Below are 16,386 nucleotides of genomic sequence, written 5' to 3'. Positions count from 1 at the left end.
CTGATCGTTTCACGCTGCTCCATTGACGGGGTGTTAGCAGCGCAGGAATACTGGGGGAAGCGCTTTCCAGCCTCTAATCGACGCGGAGACATCGACGTGAATTCCCAGCACGACCTCAGCTATGACTTCTCACCGTGGACATTTTGGGGCGCCGCGCCCGAATCCGACCGTGAAGCCCAGCACGAGTACCAAAAACGTTTGGCTGAGCGGGATGGGGTCAGCGTGGGCGAACGGGCTTTCCTCTCCCCTTTGGCCTGCATCGCACCAGACACGCTCTCGATAGGCGCGGATTCCTTTATTGCCGCGCATGCCTACGTCACCGGCACCATCGACATCGGGGACGACTGCACTGTCAATGCCTTCAGCGTGGTCCGTGGCACCGTCACCATGGGCGACGGGGTACGGATTGGAGCCCACACCTCCATCCTGGGCTTCAACCACTCGATGGACCCGGCGGAACCCGTGTTCAAGCAGCCACTCACCAGCAAAGGCATCACAATTGGCGACGACGTCTGGATAGGTTCCAACGTAGTTGTCCTTGATGGCGTCACTGTAGGCTCGCACGCCGTCCTGGCGGCCGGCGCTGTGGTCACCAAGGATGTTCCGGACTGGTCCGTTGTTGGCGGCAATCCTGCGCGCCGGATCCGGGACAGGCGGGATGGGTCCGCCGCCGCTGCGGCGGACCACAAGACCGGGCCCGACGGCGGGTTGCGGGCTGCGCTGGCGACCTTCGCCGATGCAGCCCGCGCCGACGCTCCGGGGATCCTCGCACGGAGTTGGATGCCCGGCGACGGTGGCCGCTACGTAGATCGGCCCGGCGTAATACCGACAGTCAGGGCGCACTGCGATGCTATTGAAGTGTCAGACCTCCTCCTGGGCTCTGTTCCTCCCCAGCTGTCCTCCGACCAGCACAGGCTGCGGCTGGAAGCCCTTCAAGATCCAGTAACGGGATTGGTGCCGGAGTTGGACGGTCCCGGCGCACTGGCCGGGCTCAGGTTCGGGGTTGGCGCGGCCACCTATCACGTACTCTCTGTTGGCTATGCCCTCGATCTCCTGGGCAGCCGATTCCAGCATCCGATCCACGCTGTGGCCACGATGGGCCCGGCAGAGGTGGTGGACTCGCTAAAGTCCCTCCCCTGGCGAAAGGAACCGTGGGAGTCCGGCGCCTGGGTTGACGCCTGGGGTACGGCTGCGTACTGGAACCTTGCACGGGAGCACGCCGGCTCCCCAGGTTCCCTGGAGGCGTTGTTCGGATGGCTGCTGACACAGGTGAATCCCGCAGCGGGTACCTGGGGAGCGCCGAACGATGACACCCGCCTCAAGGTAGTCAACGGGTACTACCGGCTCACTCGCGGCACGTTTGCGCAGTTCGGTTTGCCGCTGCCACACGTTGAACGGTTGGTAGACACGGTGTTGGAGCACTCTGCCGATGCGCGCTACTTCGGTCCGGACAGGCAGAACGCTTGCAACGTATTGGACGTAGTGCACCCCCTGTGGCTTGCGTCCAAGCAAACCGTCCACCGCAGGCACGATATGAACGCGTGGGCCTTGACGCAGCTCACGCAGGCACTTGGCCGATGGCGCGCCGGCGAAGGCATGGGCTTCAGCGCAGCACCGGAGAGTGGGTCGCAGCACGTCCCCTCGCTGCAGGGTACGGAGATGTGGTTGGCCATCATCTGGTACCTCGCGGACCTCCTTGGCTGCGCTGAGGCCTTGGGTTACCGCCCGCGCGGCGTGCATCGGCCCGAACCCGCGTTCCAGCTGCCGACCCTTTAGCTCGCGGCCCGGGGAGCGCCGCGAAAGACTGCCCCGGCCTGGCGACTACTGACCCGGCAACTCAGAGATCTTCCGCTCCAGCGCAGCGCGTTCGGCGGCATTGGAGCACAGGCGGAGTGCCTCAAGGAGCGCGCTCTTCGCCTCCCTGACCCGGCCAAGCCTGGTGAGCAACTCGCCGCGCACAGTGGGAAGCAGGTGCGAGCCGTTGAGCACTCCGCTGTCCGCCAAGGAGTCCACCATGGCCAGCCCGGCGGAGGGTCCCGAAGCCATGGCCACCGCCACTGCACGGTTGAGTTCAACAACCGGCGAAGGTGTCAATTGGCCGAGCGCTTCGTAGAGGATGACTATTCGCTGCCAATCCGTCTCCGCTGCGGAGCGTGCCATGGCATGGCATTCAGCAATGGATGCCTGCAGTCCATAGGCGCCAAGCCCACGGCCCGCACCAACCGCCGTCTTCAGCGCCGCCCTGCCCCGCCGAACGGCGGACTGGTCCCACCGGCGTCGATCCTGGTCTTCAAGGAGGACAGGGTTACCTGCAGGGTCGAGTCTTGCGGGGAAGCGGGCTGCCGTTAGTTCCATCAGGGCGAGCAATCCAAAGACTTCGGGTTTCGGTGCCAGCCGGGCCAGAACCCTGGCAAGCCGGCGCGCTTCGCTGGCCAACTCCGTCCGCATCCACGAGTCGCCTCCGGACGCGAAGGCGCCTTCCGAGAAGATGAGGTACACCACCTGAAGTACGGACCCCAATCGCTCCGGGATGTCAGGCACTTCCGGTGCGGCAAAAGGAATGTGGGCCGCAGCGAGCGTCTTTTTGGCACGCGTGATGCGGGCTTGAATGGTGGGGACAGGCACCAGGAACGCCCTGGCGATCTCCTCAGTGCCCATGCCGCCCACCACCCGCAGCGTGAGTGCCACCCGCGCCTCCCGGGATAACACCGGATGGCAAGCTATGAACATCAACGTGAGGACGTCGTCGTCGATCGCTTCCGGGTTGAACAGTACATCCACGCCTGGTTCCTCCCAGGTGAGCCCGCGGGCCAGCAGCGCGTATTTCTCATCTTGGGCAGCACGCCGCCGGAACATGTCGATCGCCCGTCGCCGGCCTGCAGTCAGCAGCCATCCCACCGGCTCGGCCGGCAACCCGTTGACAGACCACGCCACCAGAGCCTCAGCGACGGCTTCCTGCGCCAAGTCCTCGGCCAAGGCGAAATCCCCTGTATAGCGGGCCAGGGCGCCGACGATCCGGGCAGACTCACTGCGCCACACGGCGTCGACGGCGGCCCTGGCCGCACTGCTGCTCATGTCAGTTGCAACTCACGTGGTGGCCCGGTCCTCCTACAGTTGCCCTGTCTGCTCCCGCCAAGCGCGTTCCTTCTGGATCCATTCGTTGTCCTGCGGGAACTCGTCGATGCTGGTAACGCGACGGATTTCGGTCTTGGTTCCGGCAGTCATGGGCGCCCGACGCGCCCACTCCACAGCTTCCTGCTTGGAAGCAACGTCCAGGATGTAAAAGCCTCCAAAAAGCTCCTTCGTTTCCCCGTAAGGGCCGTCGGTGACGACGGGTGTTTCGCCGGTGAAGTCAACCACCACGGTTTCCTTGGGATCCTCCAGGCCTTCGGCGGCCAGCAACACCCCCGCACGAATCAGTTCATCGTTGAATTTCCCCATGGCTTCGAGGATGTCGTTGAAGTCGATGTTTTGGAACTTCGCATAGGAATCATCATCTGCCCGCATGATCAACATGTACTTGGCCATTTCACTCAATCTCCTGTGTCGTGGAAAGCCCCTTTCGACTTTCTCATCCATAGGTCGAACGGGTCGAGGAAAAATCGACAACCTGCCCGGATCAATTTCCGGTGGGGCTTTGTGCGCGGCGGGGGCGTAGTCTGAAGAGACGGTGGAAAACGATGTGTTAAGTCCGCCGGTCAGTGGCTCGAGGCATCATGGCACCAGAACGTTCGTCCCAGAAATTTGGTCCGGAGCGAGGTGCCACCGCCCGGGCGGTCAACTCTTACTCCACGCTCCTGAAGTCCGTGCGCGACGCCGGCCTGCTCAAGCGTCGCCGTGGATTCTATATCTCCATCTTCGTCATCCTGATGATCGCCTGGGCCGGAACGTGGAGCGGGTTCCTCCTGCTCCGCGACACCTGGTTCCAGCTCCTGATCGCGGCCGTCATGGGCGTGGTTCTGACACAATTCGCTTTCCTTGCCCACGAGGCCGCGCACCGGCAGGTGTTCAAATCCAAGGGAATGAATGAGTGGTCCGCGCGGCTCATCGGCACAGGCTTGGTGGGGATCAGTTACTCCATGTGGGCACAGAAGCACACTCGGCATCACAATTTCCCCAACGTCATTGACAAGGACCCGGACATTCACACCGGCGCCATCGCGTTCCACCCCGAAGCCGCCAGTGGTAGACGGGGTGTCATGGTGCATGTGACGCACAAGCAAGGCTGGTTGTTGTTCCCCCTGCTGTTTTTCCTCGGGGTGAGCCTTCACCTTGATTCCTTGAAGTACCTGCTGCACCAACGGAAAGTGGAACACCGGTGGGTGGAGATCCCCGTCATCATGCTGCGGTTGCTTATTGTGCCGGTCCTGGTGTTCTCGCTGCTGCCGCTGGGGATGGCTTTCGCATTCCTGGGGGTACAGCTGGGTGTCTTCGGCTTCTACATGGGCGCGTCCTTTGCGCCGAACCATAAAGGCATGCCCATCCTGCCGACATCCACCAGAACTGACTTTCTGAACCGTCAGGTCCTCACTGCCAGGAACATCACCGGTGGCCGCTTCATGGACGCCTTGATGGGAGGACTGAACCGCCAGATAGAACACCACCTCTTCCCGGACATGCCGCGGCCCTATCTCCACCGCGCTTCCGGAATCGTCAAGGCCTGCTGCGAAGAGCTGGGAATTCCCTATACCCAAACCAGCTTGATGTCCTCCTACGCAATCGTGGTCAAGTACTTGGACGACGTGGGCCTGTTCGCCGGCGAGCCTTTTGAATGCCCCGTCGTGGACCAATTCAGGCCTCGCTGACGCGTGGAAGACGCCCGCAAACCCGCGGCACCACGAAAAATCCCCCGGGACTCATACCCGGGGGATTTTTTGTCAGACGGCTCTCGGCCTCAACGGATCAGCTCAGCGACCGCCTCCTCCGATGACCCCTGCTTCAACAGCCTTGGTGACCGCGTCAGCCTCGGCCTGGGTGAGTTTGCCGTCGGTGACCGCCTTATCCAGCCTGGTCTTCAACGCAGCCGCACGTTCCGCTTGGCCCGCGGCGCGAATCTCCTCCAGGGCGGTGGTGACCTTGGCTTCATCAACGCCCAACGCGGCAGCCAGCGACTTCGCCAGGGCGGCGTCCTGTGCCGTACGGTCGGGCTTGGTTCCTTCCGTACCCTCGGCCGGTGGCGTGGTGGGCTTGTTGGCGTCACGGAAGGCCTTGAGTGCTTCGGTTACCTTGGCCTCGTCAACGCCAAGTTTGGTGGCCAGCTCAGCGGCAATCTGGCCGCCATCGCGACCATGTCCATGGCCGCCGGGTTTACCCCCGCGGTCGGTCGGTGCGGTGGACGCGTCTGCGGATGACGTGGCACTCGGCGTCGGGGTTGTGGCTGCTGTCGCGATGCTCGTCACGCCCATCCCTGCGCCCAATGCCAGCGCCCCGGCAGTGACGCCCAGCGTAATTCTTTTGGTTTTCGACATGTACCTCTCCTCAATGAGCCGTAGGTAGTACGGCTGGTGTCTGAGGGACGGTGAGTAGTGCCGTCCTCTTAACACCATGGGAGGGGAACCCCAGTTCAGGCTGTTCCCAACCTGTCATTCTTCTGTGAATCCAGGTGACAGGCTGTGCGCACTGTGCTTTCAGCCAAGCTTGTCCAAGGCGTCCAGCAGCCGCTTGACCGATCCGCCGAGGTTCCACTCATCGGCCAACTGCTCCAGCTCCGCCCGTGCCTCGCCAGTGACAGGCCGCAGTTCAGCACCGGCCTCTTCCAGGGTGGGCACCTTCAGGTCGCGCACCACATTGACGACGGCGGGTGCCACCTTCAGGTAGTCCGCCGCGGCCGACAGTTTGGCCCGGATGCCGGCGGACAGGCCGCCGTCGGGGGCTTCCGCTGCTGCCAGCAGCCCCTCCAGCGAGCCATGGGCGCCAAGCAAGGAGGCGGCTGTCTTTTCGCCGATCCCGGCAACACCCGGCAGTCCGTCGGAAGCGTCGCCGCGAAGGGTGGCGAAATCGGCGTATTGCTGGGGCAGTACACGGTATTTGCCCACCACCACAACGTCCGTAAGTATCTCCAGGTTCTTCATCCCGCGGGCGGTGTAAATGACCCGGACCCCGCGGTTGTCATCAACCAACTGGAAAAGGTCACGGTCGCCGGTGACTACGTCCGTGGGGAACTCTGCCTGGCTGGCATAGGTTCCGATGACATCGTCAGCCTCATGTTCGTCCACACCCACCACTGCTATACCCGCGAGACCCAGCACGCGGCGGATCATGGGAATTTGCGCTTCCAGCGGGTCCGGGACCACCTCGACGTCGGGGCCATCGGTAATAATCTCGGCAACCCTGTGGGATTTGTAGCTTGGGATCAGGTCCACACGCCACTGTGGGCGCCAATCATTGTCCCAGCAGGCCACCAGATGGGTCGCCTCATAGTCAGTAGTGAGCCGGGCAATCATGTCCATCAGTCCGCGGACAGCATTGACGGGCGTTCCGTCATCGCGTCGGATCGAATCCGGTACGCCGTAGAAGGCACGGAAGTACAACGAGGCAGTGTCCAAAAGCATCAATCGCGGCATACCTGATCCTGACATGCTGCAGCCCATTCAGGGAGAACCGACGCCGAATCCACCAAGGGAAGCCCACATGCTTGAACAGTACTGTGAGCCGCATTACGATTGTGTGAGCGATAATAGAACAAGCAGTTCTATTATCGAACAATCTACAGATGCCCACAAAGAAGTGAGGAAAGCCCGTGCAGTTCCACCACCACGGTTACGTATCCGGTGACCCCAGAGTTGAGCCGGCGTCCGGCGTCGGAATCAATCGACCAGCCGGGCTTCCCGATGAAGTTGATGTCCTGATCGTGGGCAGTGGCCCCGCTGGCATGCTGACCGCAGCGCAGCTCTCACAGTTCCCCGATGTCACAACGCGCATCGTGGAGCGCCGCGCCGGCAGGCTGGCCATTGGCCAGGCCGATGGCATCCAGGCCCGGAGCGTGGAAACCTTCCAGGCCTTTGGCTTTGCCGAACGCATCATCGCCGAGGCGTACCGCATTACTGAGATGGCATTCTGGAAGCCGGATCCAGCCGACCACTCGCGCATCGTGCGTGCTGCCCGCGCAGTGGACGACCCCGCCGGCATCAGCGAATTCCCGCACCTGATCGTGAATCAGGCACGCGTCCTGGACTACTTTGCCGAGTTCATGGCCAACTCCCCCGCACGGATGACGCCGGACTACGGCTATGAATTCCACGGCCTTGAGGTCACGGGTGAGGGCGACTACCCGGTGTCCGTCACGTTGGGTTACACCTCCGGCCCCAACGAGGGCCAAGAGCGCATCATCCGGGCCAAGTACGTGGTTGGCGCCGACGGCGCGCGCAGCAAGGTCCGTGAGTCGATTGGCTGCCACCTGGCCGGCGATCAGGCCAATCACGCCTGGGGCGTCATGGACGTCCTCGCCGTGACCGACTTCCCCGATATCCGCACCAAGTGCGCCATCCAATCCGGCGCCGGCGGAAGCATCCTGTTGATCCCCCGCGAAGGCGGCCACCTCTTCCGCATGTACGTGGACCTGGGCGAAGTTGCCGCGGATGATCGCGGGGCCGTCAGGAAGACCACCATTGAGCAGATCATCCAGAAGGCCAACGACATTCTCCACCCCTATACCCTGGATGTCCGCAATGTCGCGTGGCACAGCGTTTATGAGGTAGGCCACCGCCTCACAGACAGGTTCGACGACGTCCTGCCGGAGGAGCGCGGCACACGAACCCCACGGGTCTTCATCACCGGGGATGCCTGCCACACCCACAGCGCCAAGGCTGGCCAGGGGATGAACGTCTCCATGCAGGACGGTTTCAACATCGGCTGGAAGCTGGGGCACGTCCTGGAGGGCCGAAGCCCGGAAAGCCTGCTGGACACCTACTCGGCAGAGCGCCAGGTGGTGGCGAAGAACCTGATCGACTTCGACAAACAGTGGTCAACCCTGATGGCCAAGAAGCCCGAAGAGTTCGAAGACCCTGCAGAGCTGGAAACGTTCTACACCAGCACCGCCGAATTTCCCGCAGGCTTCATGACGCAGTACGCGCCGTCCCTGCTGGTTGCCGAACCCCGGCACCAGGAGCTTGCCACGGGCTTCCCCCTGGGGAAGCGCTTCAAGTCCGCGCCCGTGCTGAGGGTCTGCGACACCAATCCGATGCACCTGGGCCATCACGCCAAGGCCGACGGCCGCTGGCGGATCTACGTGTTCGCCGACGCCGCACCGGCGGGCGACCCGGGCCCGGTAGCAGACTTTGCCGAGTGGATCGCGAACTCGCCGGATTCGCCGCTGGCCGCAACGCCGTCGAACTCTGACAGGGACGCCTGGTTCGATGTGAAGGTGATCTACCAGCAGGACCATACGGCGATCGACATCAACGCCGTCCCGGGGGCATTCAAGCCGACCGTTGGGCCCTTCGAGCTCACATATCTTGAGAAGGTGTTCGGCACTGATCCGGCGTCGGACATCTTTGAACTGCGAGGACTCAGCCGCGATGGCGTGGTGGTGGTGGTTCGCCCCGACCAATACGTGGCGAACGTCCTGCCGTTGACGGCCACAGCCGAGCTCGGCGCCTTCTTCGGGGCTGTGCACTCGGGAGCGGCTGTGCACTCGGACGGAACGGCAGAGTCCACGCCAGCAGACAAGAACGCAGCCGCGGGGCTGGTGAGCAACCAAGCCTAAGGAGCCTGGGCAACCAGGACCAAGTAATGGCAGAAGTGCCGGGGACCTTCAAGGTCCCCGGCACTTGGCGTTTATCCACTTTGGGGAAAGCGGAGTGCCGTACGGGCCGATGGAAGGTTTACATGCCTGTAACGCAAACCACTAGTCGCAAACCAAATTGCAGAGTATGTTAAATGCAATGAAGTTTGCAGAGTGATGTGCGTTACAAGGAGTAGAGACCGTGACAACCAGGCAAGATGAGGCCGGAGCCGCCCCTGTGGCACGGGAGTCCGTGGATCACGCGTGGCTGGGGGACGCACTGCCGGAGGTGGCTCTGTCCAAGTCGCAGGCCCGGGTAGTGGAGGTCATCGCCCGAAACCCACAGCTTTCGTCGTACGCGGACATTGCGGAGATCGCCCAACGCTCGGACGTCAACAACTCCACGGTGGTCCGCACGGCCCAGCGCCTGGGATACCGTGGCTGGCCGGACCTCCAGCGCGAGCTGCGCTCCCGGTATCTGGTGATGATCTCCACCGAAGACACACTGCTTGAACACGGCGAACACCGCAGCCCCCTCCATGACGCGCTGAACCATGACATTGAGAATTTGAGGCTGACCCTCGACTCGAACACTGCCGAAGACGTCGAAGCGGCCATCGCCGCCCTGGCGTCGGCGAAATCCATCACGGCAATCGGCATCGGATCCTTCGCCGGCCCGGCCAGCGTCATGGCACACCTCGGTTCCACCATGGGATACCCCATCTCCCTGGAAAACAGGGGCGGCGTCCACCTCGCCTCGGCAGCCAACAGCCTGGGACCCGGGGACGTGCTGGTAGTGGTCAACATGTGGCGTTCCGTCCAGCAGATCATCATCACAGCCGAAGCGGCCAAACAGGCAGGTGCCACCGTGATCGCCATCAGCGATATGCGGCGGGGACGCCTCGCCGCGGCCGCGGATCATTTGTTGATTGTGGCTTCGGAAGGGATCTCCTTCTTCCAATCCGTGACGGCAGCGAACTCCATGATCTATGGACTTCTGGCGGGTATGGAAGCGGCCCACCCCGAACGTAGCCGCACTGCCATCCGGCGCACCCAGCAGCTGTGGAAAGACCTGGATATCTACCTGGACTGACACATGGTGCTGCCGCCGAAGCTTCTTTCCCATCCAGACCCCCACTGAGGAGTACTTAATGAGCAACAATCGCCGCGTCGCCGTCATCGGCCTTGGATCCATGGGAGGCGCGATGGCCTCCACCCTGCACAACGCGGGCTGGAATGTCATTGGCTTTGATCCCTCGGAGGCCGCGCGTACTGCAGCTGCGGGGATTGGAGTGTCCACCACGGCCGAACTCCAGGATCTTGCCGGCACGCCCTACGCAGTGCTGTCGCTGCCGTCAGCCACCATTGTCGAGGCCACGGTTCCGGTGCTGCTCTCGGCACCCGGGACCATCGCAATCATTGACACCACCACGTCCGAACCGGGCACCAGTACAGCGATGGACACTCTGGCGGAATCCAGCGGAGCTGCGTTTGTGGATGCCCCCGTTTCCGGCGGGCGTGATGGAGCCGCAACCGGCAGCCTGAGCGCCTTTGTGGGTGCAACGGATCCTGCCCTGAAGGCCGCGCAGCCCATCCTTGAAGCACTCACCGGTGGCAAGTACGCCCACATTGGCGGACCTGGAAGCGGCAACGTGGTCAAGCTGCTGAACAACGTCCTTGCCGCAGCAAACCTTGTTTCTGTTGGCGAAGCCCTCGGCGTAGCGAAGGCCTACGGCATTGACCCGGCGGTGGCAGCCAGGAGCATCAGCGACGCATCCGGTGGAAGTAAAGTCTCGGCGGCCATGTACCCCAACTGGGTGTTGTCCGGCACGCACGATTCCGGCTTTTCCCTCGGTCTGATGGCTCGGGACGCCGCACTGGCCATTGAGGTGGCCCGGCAGATCGGCGAGCGACCAGAGCTTCTTGCGGCGGCGGCCGGCCAGTGGCAGGAAGCTCTGGCAGCCCTTGGCCCGGCGGCCGATTTCACCGAGATCGCCCGAACCGTAGCGCCCGCAGTAACTCCCGCCGGCGCCCCCAACACCACCCACGCAGCGTAGCCAGCCGCCCCAGCACTTGAAGGACACTACTTTGAGCATCACCATTGCCCCCGCAGCTACTTCCACGGCCACGGCCCGCGACGTCCTGGACGCTGCCTTCCCGGCAGGACTGGGCGCTTACCTGGACGGCGCGGTTGTCCCGGGATCGGGCCACTCCATCACCCTTACCTCGGCACCCACCGGCGAAGCCTTCGCTACGTATGCCGATCCGGGCGCCGACGGTGCCAATGCCATCCTGGAGAGTTCCGTCCGTGGCGCTGCAACATGGGGCGCCTTGAACGGATTCGAACGCGCTGCCATCCTCCGCAACGTCAGCACGGTGGTGGAAGCCCACAGCGAAGAACTGGCGATCCTTGAATCCGCCACCACCGGAAAGCCCATTCGTGACGCCCGCGTTGAAGCATCCAAAGTGGCCGAAATGTTCGGGTATTACGCCGGATGGGCAGACAAGCTGACCGGTCAGACCATCCCCGTGCCAGGACCGTGGCACACCTACACCGAGCGCCTGCCGTGGGGCGTCGTGGTGGCCATAACGCCGTGGAACGCCCCGCTCTTCACTGCGGGCTGGAACTCCGCCGCACCGCTGGCAGCCGGCAACGCCGTCATCATCAAGCCCAGCGAATTCACTCCCGCCACTACGGTCCGGCTGGCCCAGCTGGCACACCAGGCCGGCCTCCCGGACGGCGTCTTCAACGTGGCCACCGGCTTGGGACAGACCGTTGGGGCCAAGCTCACCGCGGATCGACGGGTTGGGAAGATCAGCTTCATCGGGTCCGTCCCTACTGGTCGCCGGGTGGCCGTGGCTGCTGCTGAATCGGGCATCCCGGCGCTGTTGGAACTTGGCGGCAAGAGCGCCAACATTGTCTTCGCCGATGCCGACCTGGAACGCGCGGCCGACGGCGCCGTATCGGCGATCTTCTCCGGTGCGGGCCAGTCCTGCGTGGCCGGTTCGCGCCTCCTCGTGGAGCGCAGCGTACATGCCCGGTTCGTGGAAATGGTGGCCGAACGTGCTGCCCGCCTCCGGGTCGGAGATCCGTTGGACGCGGCAACAGAGGTGGGCCCGATCATTACGGCCCCTCAATTCGCTACGGTCACCTCGCTGATTGAAGCAGGAATGCACGACGGCGGCCGCCGTCTCACGGGGGCGATGTTGCCCGAGTCGTTGGCCGGCTCCCCTTTGGCCGGCGGCCACTGGGTCATGCCGACGCTCTTGGATGGCGTGACCCCCGCAAACCGCTTGGAGACCACCGAAGTCTTTGGTCCTGTGGTGGGTGCCGACGCCTTTGACACCGAAGCTGAGGCCATCGCACGGGCCAACAACACCACCTTCGGCTTGGCCGGCGCAGTGTGGACGTCAGATATTTCCCGCGCGCACCACATCGCCCGTGAGGTTAAGGCCGGGACGTTCTGGATCAACTCCTACAAGACCATCCACGTTGCTGTTCCTTTCGGCGGTTTCGGCGATTCCGGGCATGGCCGTTCGTCCGGGCCGGGAGTGCTTGACGAGTACACACAGACGAAGGCTGTCTGGGTGCCCACGCGAGCGGCCGGCTCCCCCTTCCCGTCACTGTCCTACTAAGTCACTGTCCTACTAACAGGAGGAACCCATGGAAATCGTCACATCAACCTCCTCGGATGAAGGTCTTCGCCAAGCGCTGGCCGGTGGAGTCGCCACGTGGAAACCTCGCGTGCAGGCGTTGTCGGAGGATCTGCATGCAAACCCGGAAATCTCCTTCGAGGAAGTACGTGCGGCTGAGGCCATTACCTCGCTGTTGTCAGAAGGTGGATTCCATGTCACGCAGGGAACAGCAGATTTGCCCACTGCGTTTACGGCGAGCGCCGGAACAGGTGATCTGGTTGTTGCCTTGTGCGTGGAATACGATGCCCTGCCCTCGGTGGGCCATGCCTGCGGACACAACCTCATCGCGGGCGCTTCCGTGGCGGCGGCCTTGGCGCTCCTTCCCCATGTGGACGAGCTCGGTATTACGTTGAAGGCGATCGGCACCCCGGCGGAGGAGCATGGCGGAGGCAAGGTGCTGATGCTTGAGCGGGGCGCCTTTGACGGCGTCGGGCTGGCTTTGATGGTCCATCCCGTCCAGGACGGCGTGACCTACAACCCGGCGGGGACCACGGCGCAGGCTGTGGGCCGCTATGAGGCGGTGTTTACCGGTAAGGCCGCCCATGCTGCCGCTGCCCCGCATATGGGTGTCAATGCCGGGGACGCTGCCGTGCTCAGCCAAGTGGCCATTGGTTTGCTCCGTCAGCAAATTCCCGGAGATCACCGGGTGGCCTGCTACGTGGCGGAGGCCGGCCACGTCACCAACATCATTCCGGATCACGCGGTGGTTCCGTTTGAGTGCCGCGCGTTCACGCTCCCGGAATACGAGGCCTTGGTTGAGCGGGTGAAGCGGTGTTTTGAAGGAGCTGCCCTGGCCACCGGAACCACACTGGACATCACCGCTGCGGAGCCGCTCTATGAGCCGTTGGTCCAGGACGGAGAACTTGCCGCCCACTGGACTGAAGCCATGGACGCGTTCGGTAAAGACACGTCTCCGGCAGCGGGCATGGGTGGCGGTTCCACGGATATGGGGAACATCTCCCAGGTGATCCCGTCGCTGCATCCGTGGCTCAGCATCCCGGGTGCAAACGTACCCATCCACTCGCATGGCTTTGCGGCCCTTGCGAACACCCCTGAGGCATACGCCGTGATGTTCGAGGCAGCCACTGCGCTGGCCTGGACAGTGGCGGGTGCTGCAATAAATCCCCAACAGAGAGAACGCTTCGTCAAGGCGGCTTACCGCCGCGAAGCCCTGATTCAGGAAGCATCATCATGAGCACCAGCACCGAAACCGCGCGGACGGATAAGGCCGGCACACGGCTGACACTTCCCATTGCCGCGCTGGCGTTTGTCATTGCCCTTGCGGTCCAGTTCATCGGCCAGGCCAAGATTGATCTTGGCATTGGTGCGATCATCATCTTCCCCATGGTGTGGGGGCTAATTCTGGGCTTGTTGGTCTCAATCCAGAAATTCAAGCCGCTTGGCCTGGATCTGCAGCGGGTGGCGGCTGCCCTTGTTGGCGTCGCCGTTCTGCTCCTGGTGGCCAGGCTCGCCTTCAACATTGGGCCGAGCCTGCCGAGCCTCATCAAAGCCGGCCCGGCTCTTCTCCTGCAGGAAGTGGGCCACCTCCTGGGAACCATTGTGCTGGCGCTTCCGCTCGCTGTGCTCCTGCGCATGGGCAAGGCGACGGTGGGCGCAACGTTCTCCCTTGACCGCGAGCCGTCGTTCGCCATGGTCTCCGAGAAGTACGGTCCGGATTCCGACCAGTACCGGGGCGTTCTGGCCATGTACGTTTTTGGCACCCTTTTCGGCGCGATCTTCATTACGCTGCTGACTTCTTTGGTTGCCAACTGGAAGATCTTCGATCCACTGGCCCTCGCGATGGGAGCCGGCGTTGGCTCGGGCTCCATGATGGCTGCCTCAGCGGCGAGCATCATTGCTGCCTACCCGGGAGATCAGGAAGCCATTCTGGGCATGGCTGCCGTCTCCAACCTGATCACCACCATCCTGGGCGTCTACGTGGGCATTTACATCGCACTGCCTGTGGCTGACAAGTTCTACAAGGTACTTACCCGCAACAAGGAGTCGCAGAAGGTCGCTGCCGGTACGGCTCCCCAGGCCCGCACAGCCGTTGAACTGGAGCAGGATGAGGTTCAGGCCGAAGAGAACCGCCGTTTCCGTGAAGAAGTGGCAAAGTCCTCTGCGGCCATGAAGCTGCCGCTCTGGCTTTCCTTGTCCGTTCTGACGGTGTTGGGTGTTGGCACGGCGGCGGTGGCTGCAAAGGGCTTGAGCCTGTCCATTCTTGCCGGGTACGGCATTATGTTGGCGCTGGTCCTGGTGAGTCTGTTCCTCGCCAGGATCACCCGGAAGATCTCCGCCATTGTTTTCATCACCACCATCGGTGCGTACGTTTCGAGCCCGTGGTTCTTCGGATCCGGGGTCCTGAACGAGGCCGTCAAGACGGTGGACTTCCTGTCAATTGCCACCGTGATGCTGACCCTGGCCGGGCTCTCGCTGGGCAAGGACATTCCGTTGCTGCGGAATATCGGCTGGAAGATCATTCCTGTGGGTCTTGTAGCCATCACCGCGTCCTTCCTGCTTTCAACCGTCATAGCGGAGTTTGCTTTGGGCCTCTGGCACTAGCTGGATCCCCCACCGGGTTGGCCCCCGCCGGCTTCATGGCAGCCGCACGGCAGGGGCCATCCCTCCCGGAAGCCGCTACCCATGGAATACCCAGCCAAACAGGACGACAATGAACTGTGGTCCATCCTCGCAGCGGCGGGGGCGACGACACCCTCAACGACGCCGCCCGAAAAATCCAACGCGTCTACCTCACCCTGACGCTGGGCAATACCATTGCGGCATCCTTCATCTGGGGCATCAATACGCTCTTCCTGCTGGACGCAGGGCTGAGCAACCTCGAGGCCTTCGCGGCCAACGCTTTTTTTACGGCCGGCATGGTTCTTTTCGAGGTACCCACCGGCGTGATCGCCGATGGCTGGGGCCGGCGGGTTTCGTTCCTGCTTGGCACTGTGACGTTGGCGGCTTCCACCTACCTGTACTTCGTGTTGTGGCAGATCTCCGCGCCCTTCTGGATGTGGGCGGTGGTCTCAGTGTTGCTAGGCCTCGGCTTCACCTTCTTCTCCGGTGCAGTGGAGGCATGGCTGGTGGATGCTTTGCGCTACTCCGGATATGAGGGCGGCCTGGAGGTTGTTCTCGGGCGGGGGCAGATGGTGCAGGGCGTCGCGATGCTGTTGGGGTCCGTTGCCGGTGGCGTCATTGCCCAAGCCACCAACCTGGGCGTGCCGTTCCTCCTGCGAGTCGCGGTGCTGGTGGCCATGTTTGCGGTCGCCTTTGGATTAATGCACGACGTCGGCTTCTCACCGGAGCGTTCAACGCACCCCCTGAGGGCCGCCCGGGCCGTCCTCACGGCGTCAATCGACAATGGTTTGAAAAACCCGCCCGTCCGGTACGTCATGCTCGCCGCCCCCTTCAGTGCCGGCGTCGGGATCTATGTCTTTTATGCCCTGCAGCCGTACCTGCTGGATCTCTTCGGCGACCCCAAGGCCTACTCCGTGGCAGGCTTGGCTGCGGCGATTGTGGCAGGTTCACAGGTCCTGGGCGGCTGGCTGGCGCCCCATGCACGGGAGCTGTTCCACAAACGTACGTCAGTGCTGATTCTAAGTGGCGTCGTGGGAGCCTTGATTCTCCTGGTTCTCGGCTTTACCCGGATCTTTTGGGTGGCCCTGGTGTTGCTGGCCCTCTGGGCTGTGGTGGGCTCAGCGGCTACTCCCATCCGGCAGGCCTACGTCAACGACATGATTCCGTCCAAGCAGCGGGCAACGGTCCTCAGCTTCGATTCCCTCATGGGCTCCAGCGGTGGTGTGGTGGTCCAGCCGCTCCTGGGCCGGAGCGCAGACCTCTACGGGTATCCAACCTCGCTGGCCTTGGCAGGTGTCATCGAACTCATCGCCGTGCCATTCCTGCTGGCCAGCCGGAAGCAGCACCCCACTGCGGACCGGTCCAGCACGTCACCGTCGCCCGCCTAG

The 16,386-nt window shown here is 63.1% G+C and carries 13 protein-coding genes; 9 read left to right on the top strand and 4 right to left on the bottom strand.

All coding sequences use genetic code 11. The annotated features are described in order from the left end of the window. Window positions 1-96 precede the first annotated feature (96 nt). Complete coding sequence (locus BMY91_RS09440; protein ID WP_090821221.1) at window positions 97-1,776, top strand: acyltransferase; 1,680 nt, start codon at window positions 97-99, stop codon at window positions 1,774-1,776. A 45-nt stretch (window positions 1,777-1,821) separates the two neighbouring features. Here BMY91_RS09440 and BMY91_RS09435 read toward each other — a convergent pair whose 3' ends face one another. Beyond that, on the bottom strand, window positions 1,822-3,075 hold the full coding sequence (locus BMY91_RS09435) for an RNA polymerase sigma factor (protein WP_090821219.1): 1,254 nt from the start codon (window positions 3,073-3,075) through the stop codon (window positions 1,822-1,824). A 33-nt stretch (window positions 3,076-3,108) separates the two neighbouring features. Further along, complete coding sequence (locus BMY91_RS09430; RefSeq protein WP_090821217.1) at window positions 3,109-3,528, bottom strand: YciI family protein; 420 nt, start codon at window positions 3,526-3,528, stop codon at window positions 3,109-3,111. A gap of 188 nt (window positions 3,529-3,716) precedes the next feature. On the opposite strand from BMY91_RS09430, the gene BMY91_RS09425 reads away from it, so the two are divergent. Beyond that, window positions 3,717-4,805: a fatty acid desaturase family protein gene (locus BMY91_RS09425; RefSeq protein ID WP_090821216.1), complete on the top strand. Its 1,089-nt coding sequence runs from the start codon at window positions 3,717-3,719 to the stop codon at window positions 4,803-4,805. Between the two features lie 102 nt (window positions 4,806-4,907). Here the strand turns inward: BMY91_RS09425 and BMY91_RS09420 are convergent, their stop codons facing one another. Further along, window positions 4,908-5,468, bottom strand: coding sequence for a Clp protease N-terminal domain-containing protein (locus tag BMY91_RS09420; RefSeq protein ID WP_090821214.1), 561 nt, complete (start codon window positions 5,466-5,468; stop codon window positions 4,908-4,910). A 159-nt stretch (window positions 5,469-5,627) separates the two neighbouring features. Continuing rightward, window positions 5,628-6,578, bottom strand: a complete 951-nt coding sequence (locus tag BMY91_RS09415; protein ID WP_090821213.1) for a 5'-3' exonuclease — start codon at window positions 6,576-6,578, stop codon at window positions 5,628-5,630. Between the two features lie 161 nt (window positions 6,579-6,739). Between BMY91_RS09415 and BMY91_RS09410 the strand changes: the two genes are divergently transcribed. The 7 genes from BMY91_RS09410 to BMY91_RS09380 all read left to right on the top strand — a co-directional run bounded on the left by BMY91_RS09410 (window position 6,740) and on the right by BMY91_RS09380 (window position 16,386). Beyond that, window positions 6,740-8,704 carry an FAD-binding monooxygenase gene (locus BMY91_RS09410; RefSeq protein WP_256212673.1) on the top strand — a complete coding sequence of 655 codons (1,965 nt, stop codon included), beginning with the start codon at window positions 6,740-6,742 and terminating at the stop codon, window positions 8,702-8,704. A gap of 220 nt (window positions 8,705-8,924) precedes the next feature. Continuing rightward, entirely contained in the window at window positions 8,925-9,815 is an 891-nt protein-coding gene (locus BMY91_RS09405) for a MurR/RpiR family transcriptional regulator (RefSeq protein WP_090821211.1), read from the top strand. Between the two features lie 58 nt (window positions 9,816-9,873). After that, window positions 9,874-10,779, top strand: coding sequence for an NAD(P)-dependent oxidoreductase (locus BMY91_RS09400; protein ID WP_090821209.1), 906 nt, complete (start codon window positions 9,874-9,876; stop codon window positions 10,777-10,779). 31 nt (window positions 10,780-10,810) lie between these two features. Next, a complete protein-coding gene (locus tag BMY91_RS09395; protein WP_090821208.1) occupies window positions 10,811-12,358 on the top strand; it encodes an aldehyde dehydrogenase family protein in 1,548 nt (515 codons plus the stop codon). 28 nt (window positions 12,359-12,386) lie between these two features. Then, window positions 12,387-13,613, top strand: a complete 1,227-nt coding sequence (locus tag BMY91_RS09390; RefSeq protein WP_090821206.1) for an amidohydrolase — start codon at window positions 12,387-12,389, stop codon at window positions 13,611-13,613. Continuing rightward, complete coding sequence (locus BMY91_RS09385) at window positions 13,610-14,980, top strand: DUF3100 domain-containing protein (protein ID WP_090821204.1); 1,371 nt, start codon at window positions 13,610-13,612, stop codon at window positions 14,978-14,980. The genes BMY91_RS09390 and BMY91_RS09385 overlap by 4 nt, the downstream gene beginning before the upstream one ends. A gap of 116 nt (window positions 14,981-15,096) precedes the next feature. After that, window positions 15,097-16,386: an MFS transporter gene (locus BMY91_RS09380; protein ID WP_090821202.1), complete on the top strand. Its 1,290-nt coding sequence runs from the start codon at window positions 15,097-15,099 to the stop codon at window positions 16,384-16,386.

The organism is Arthrobacter sp. yr096 (genome assembly GCF_900108925.1).
Taxonomy (GTDB): domain Bacteria; phylum Actinomycetota; class Actinomycetes; order Actinomycetales; family Micrococcaceae; genus Arthrobacter.
Note: the sequence above shows the minus strand (reverse complement) of the source record. Positions and strands in the feature narration are given on the sequence as shown.

Coding starts and splice junctions, on each gene's coding strand:
- BMY91_RS09435 (WP_090821219.1), bottom strand. CDS start 3,075: ATGAGCAGCAGTGCGGCCAGGGCCGCCGTCGACGCCGTGTGGCGCAGT.
- BMY91_RS09425 (WP_090821216.1), top strand. CDS start 3,717: ATGGCACCAGAACGTTCGTCCCAGAAATTTGGTCCGGAGCGAGGTGCC.
- BMY91_RS09390 (WP_090821206.1), top strand. CDS start 12,387: ATGGAAATCGTCACATCAACCTCCTCGGATGAAGGTCTTCGCCAAGCG.
- BMY91_RS09385 (WP_090821204.1), top strand. CDS start 13,610: ATGAGCACCAGCACCGAAACCGCGCGGACGGATAAGGCCGGCACACGG.
- BMY91_RS09400 (WP_090821209.1), top strand. CDS start 9,874: ATGAGCAACAATCGCCGCGTCGCCGTCATCGGCCTTGGATCCATGGGA.
- BMY91_RS09420 (WP_090821214.1), bottom strand. CDS start 5,468: ATGTCGAAAACCAAAAGAATTACGCTGGGCGTCACTGCCGGGGCGCTG.
- BMY91_RS09430 (WP_090821217.1), bottom strand. CDS start 3,528: ATGGCCAAGTACATGTTGATCATGCGGGCAGATGATGATTCCTATGCG.
- BMY91_RS09415 (WP_090821213.1), bottom strand. CDS start 6,578: ATGTCAGGATCAGGTATGCCGCGATTGATGCTTTTGGACACTGCCTCG.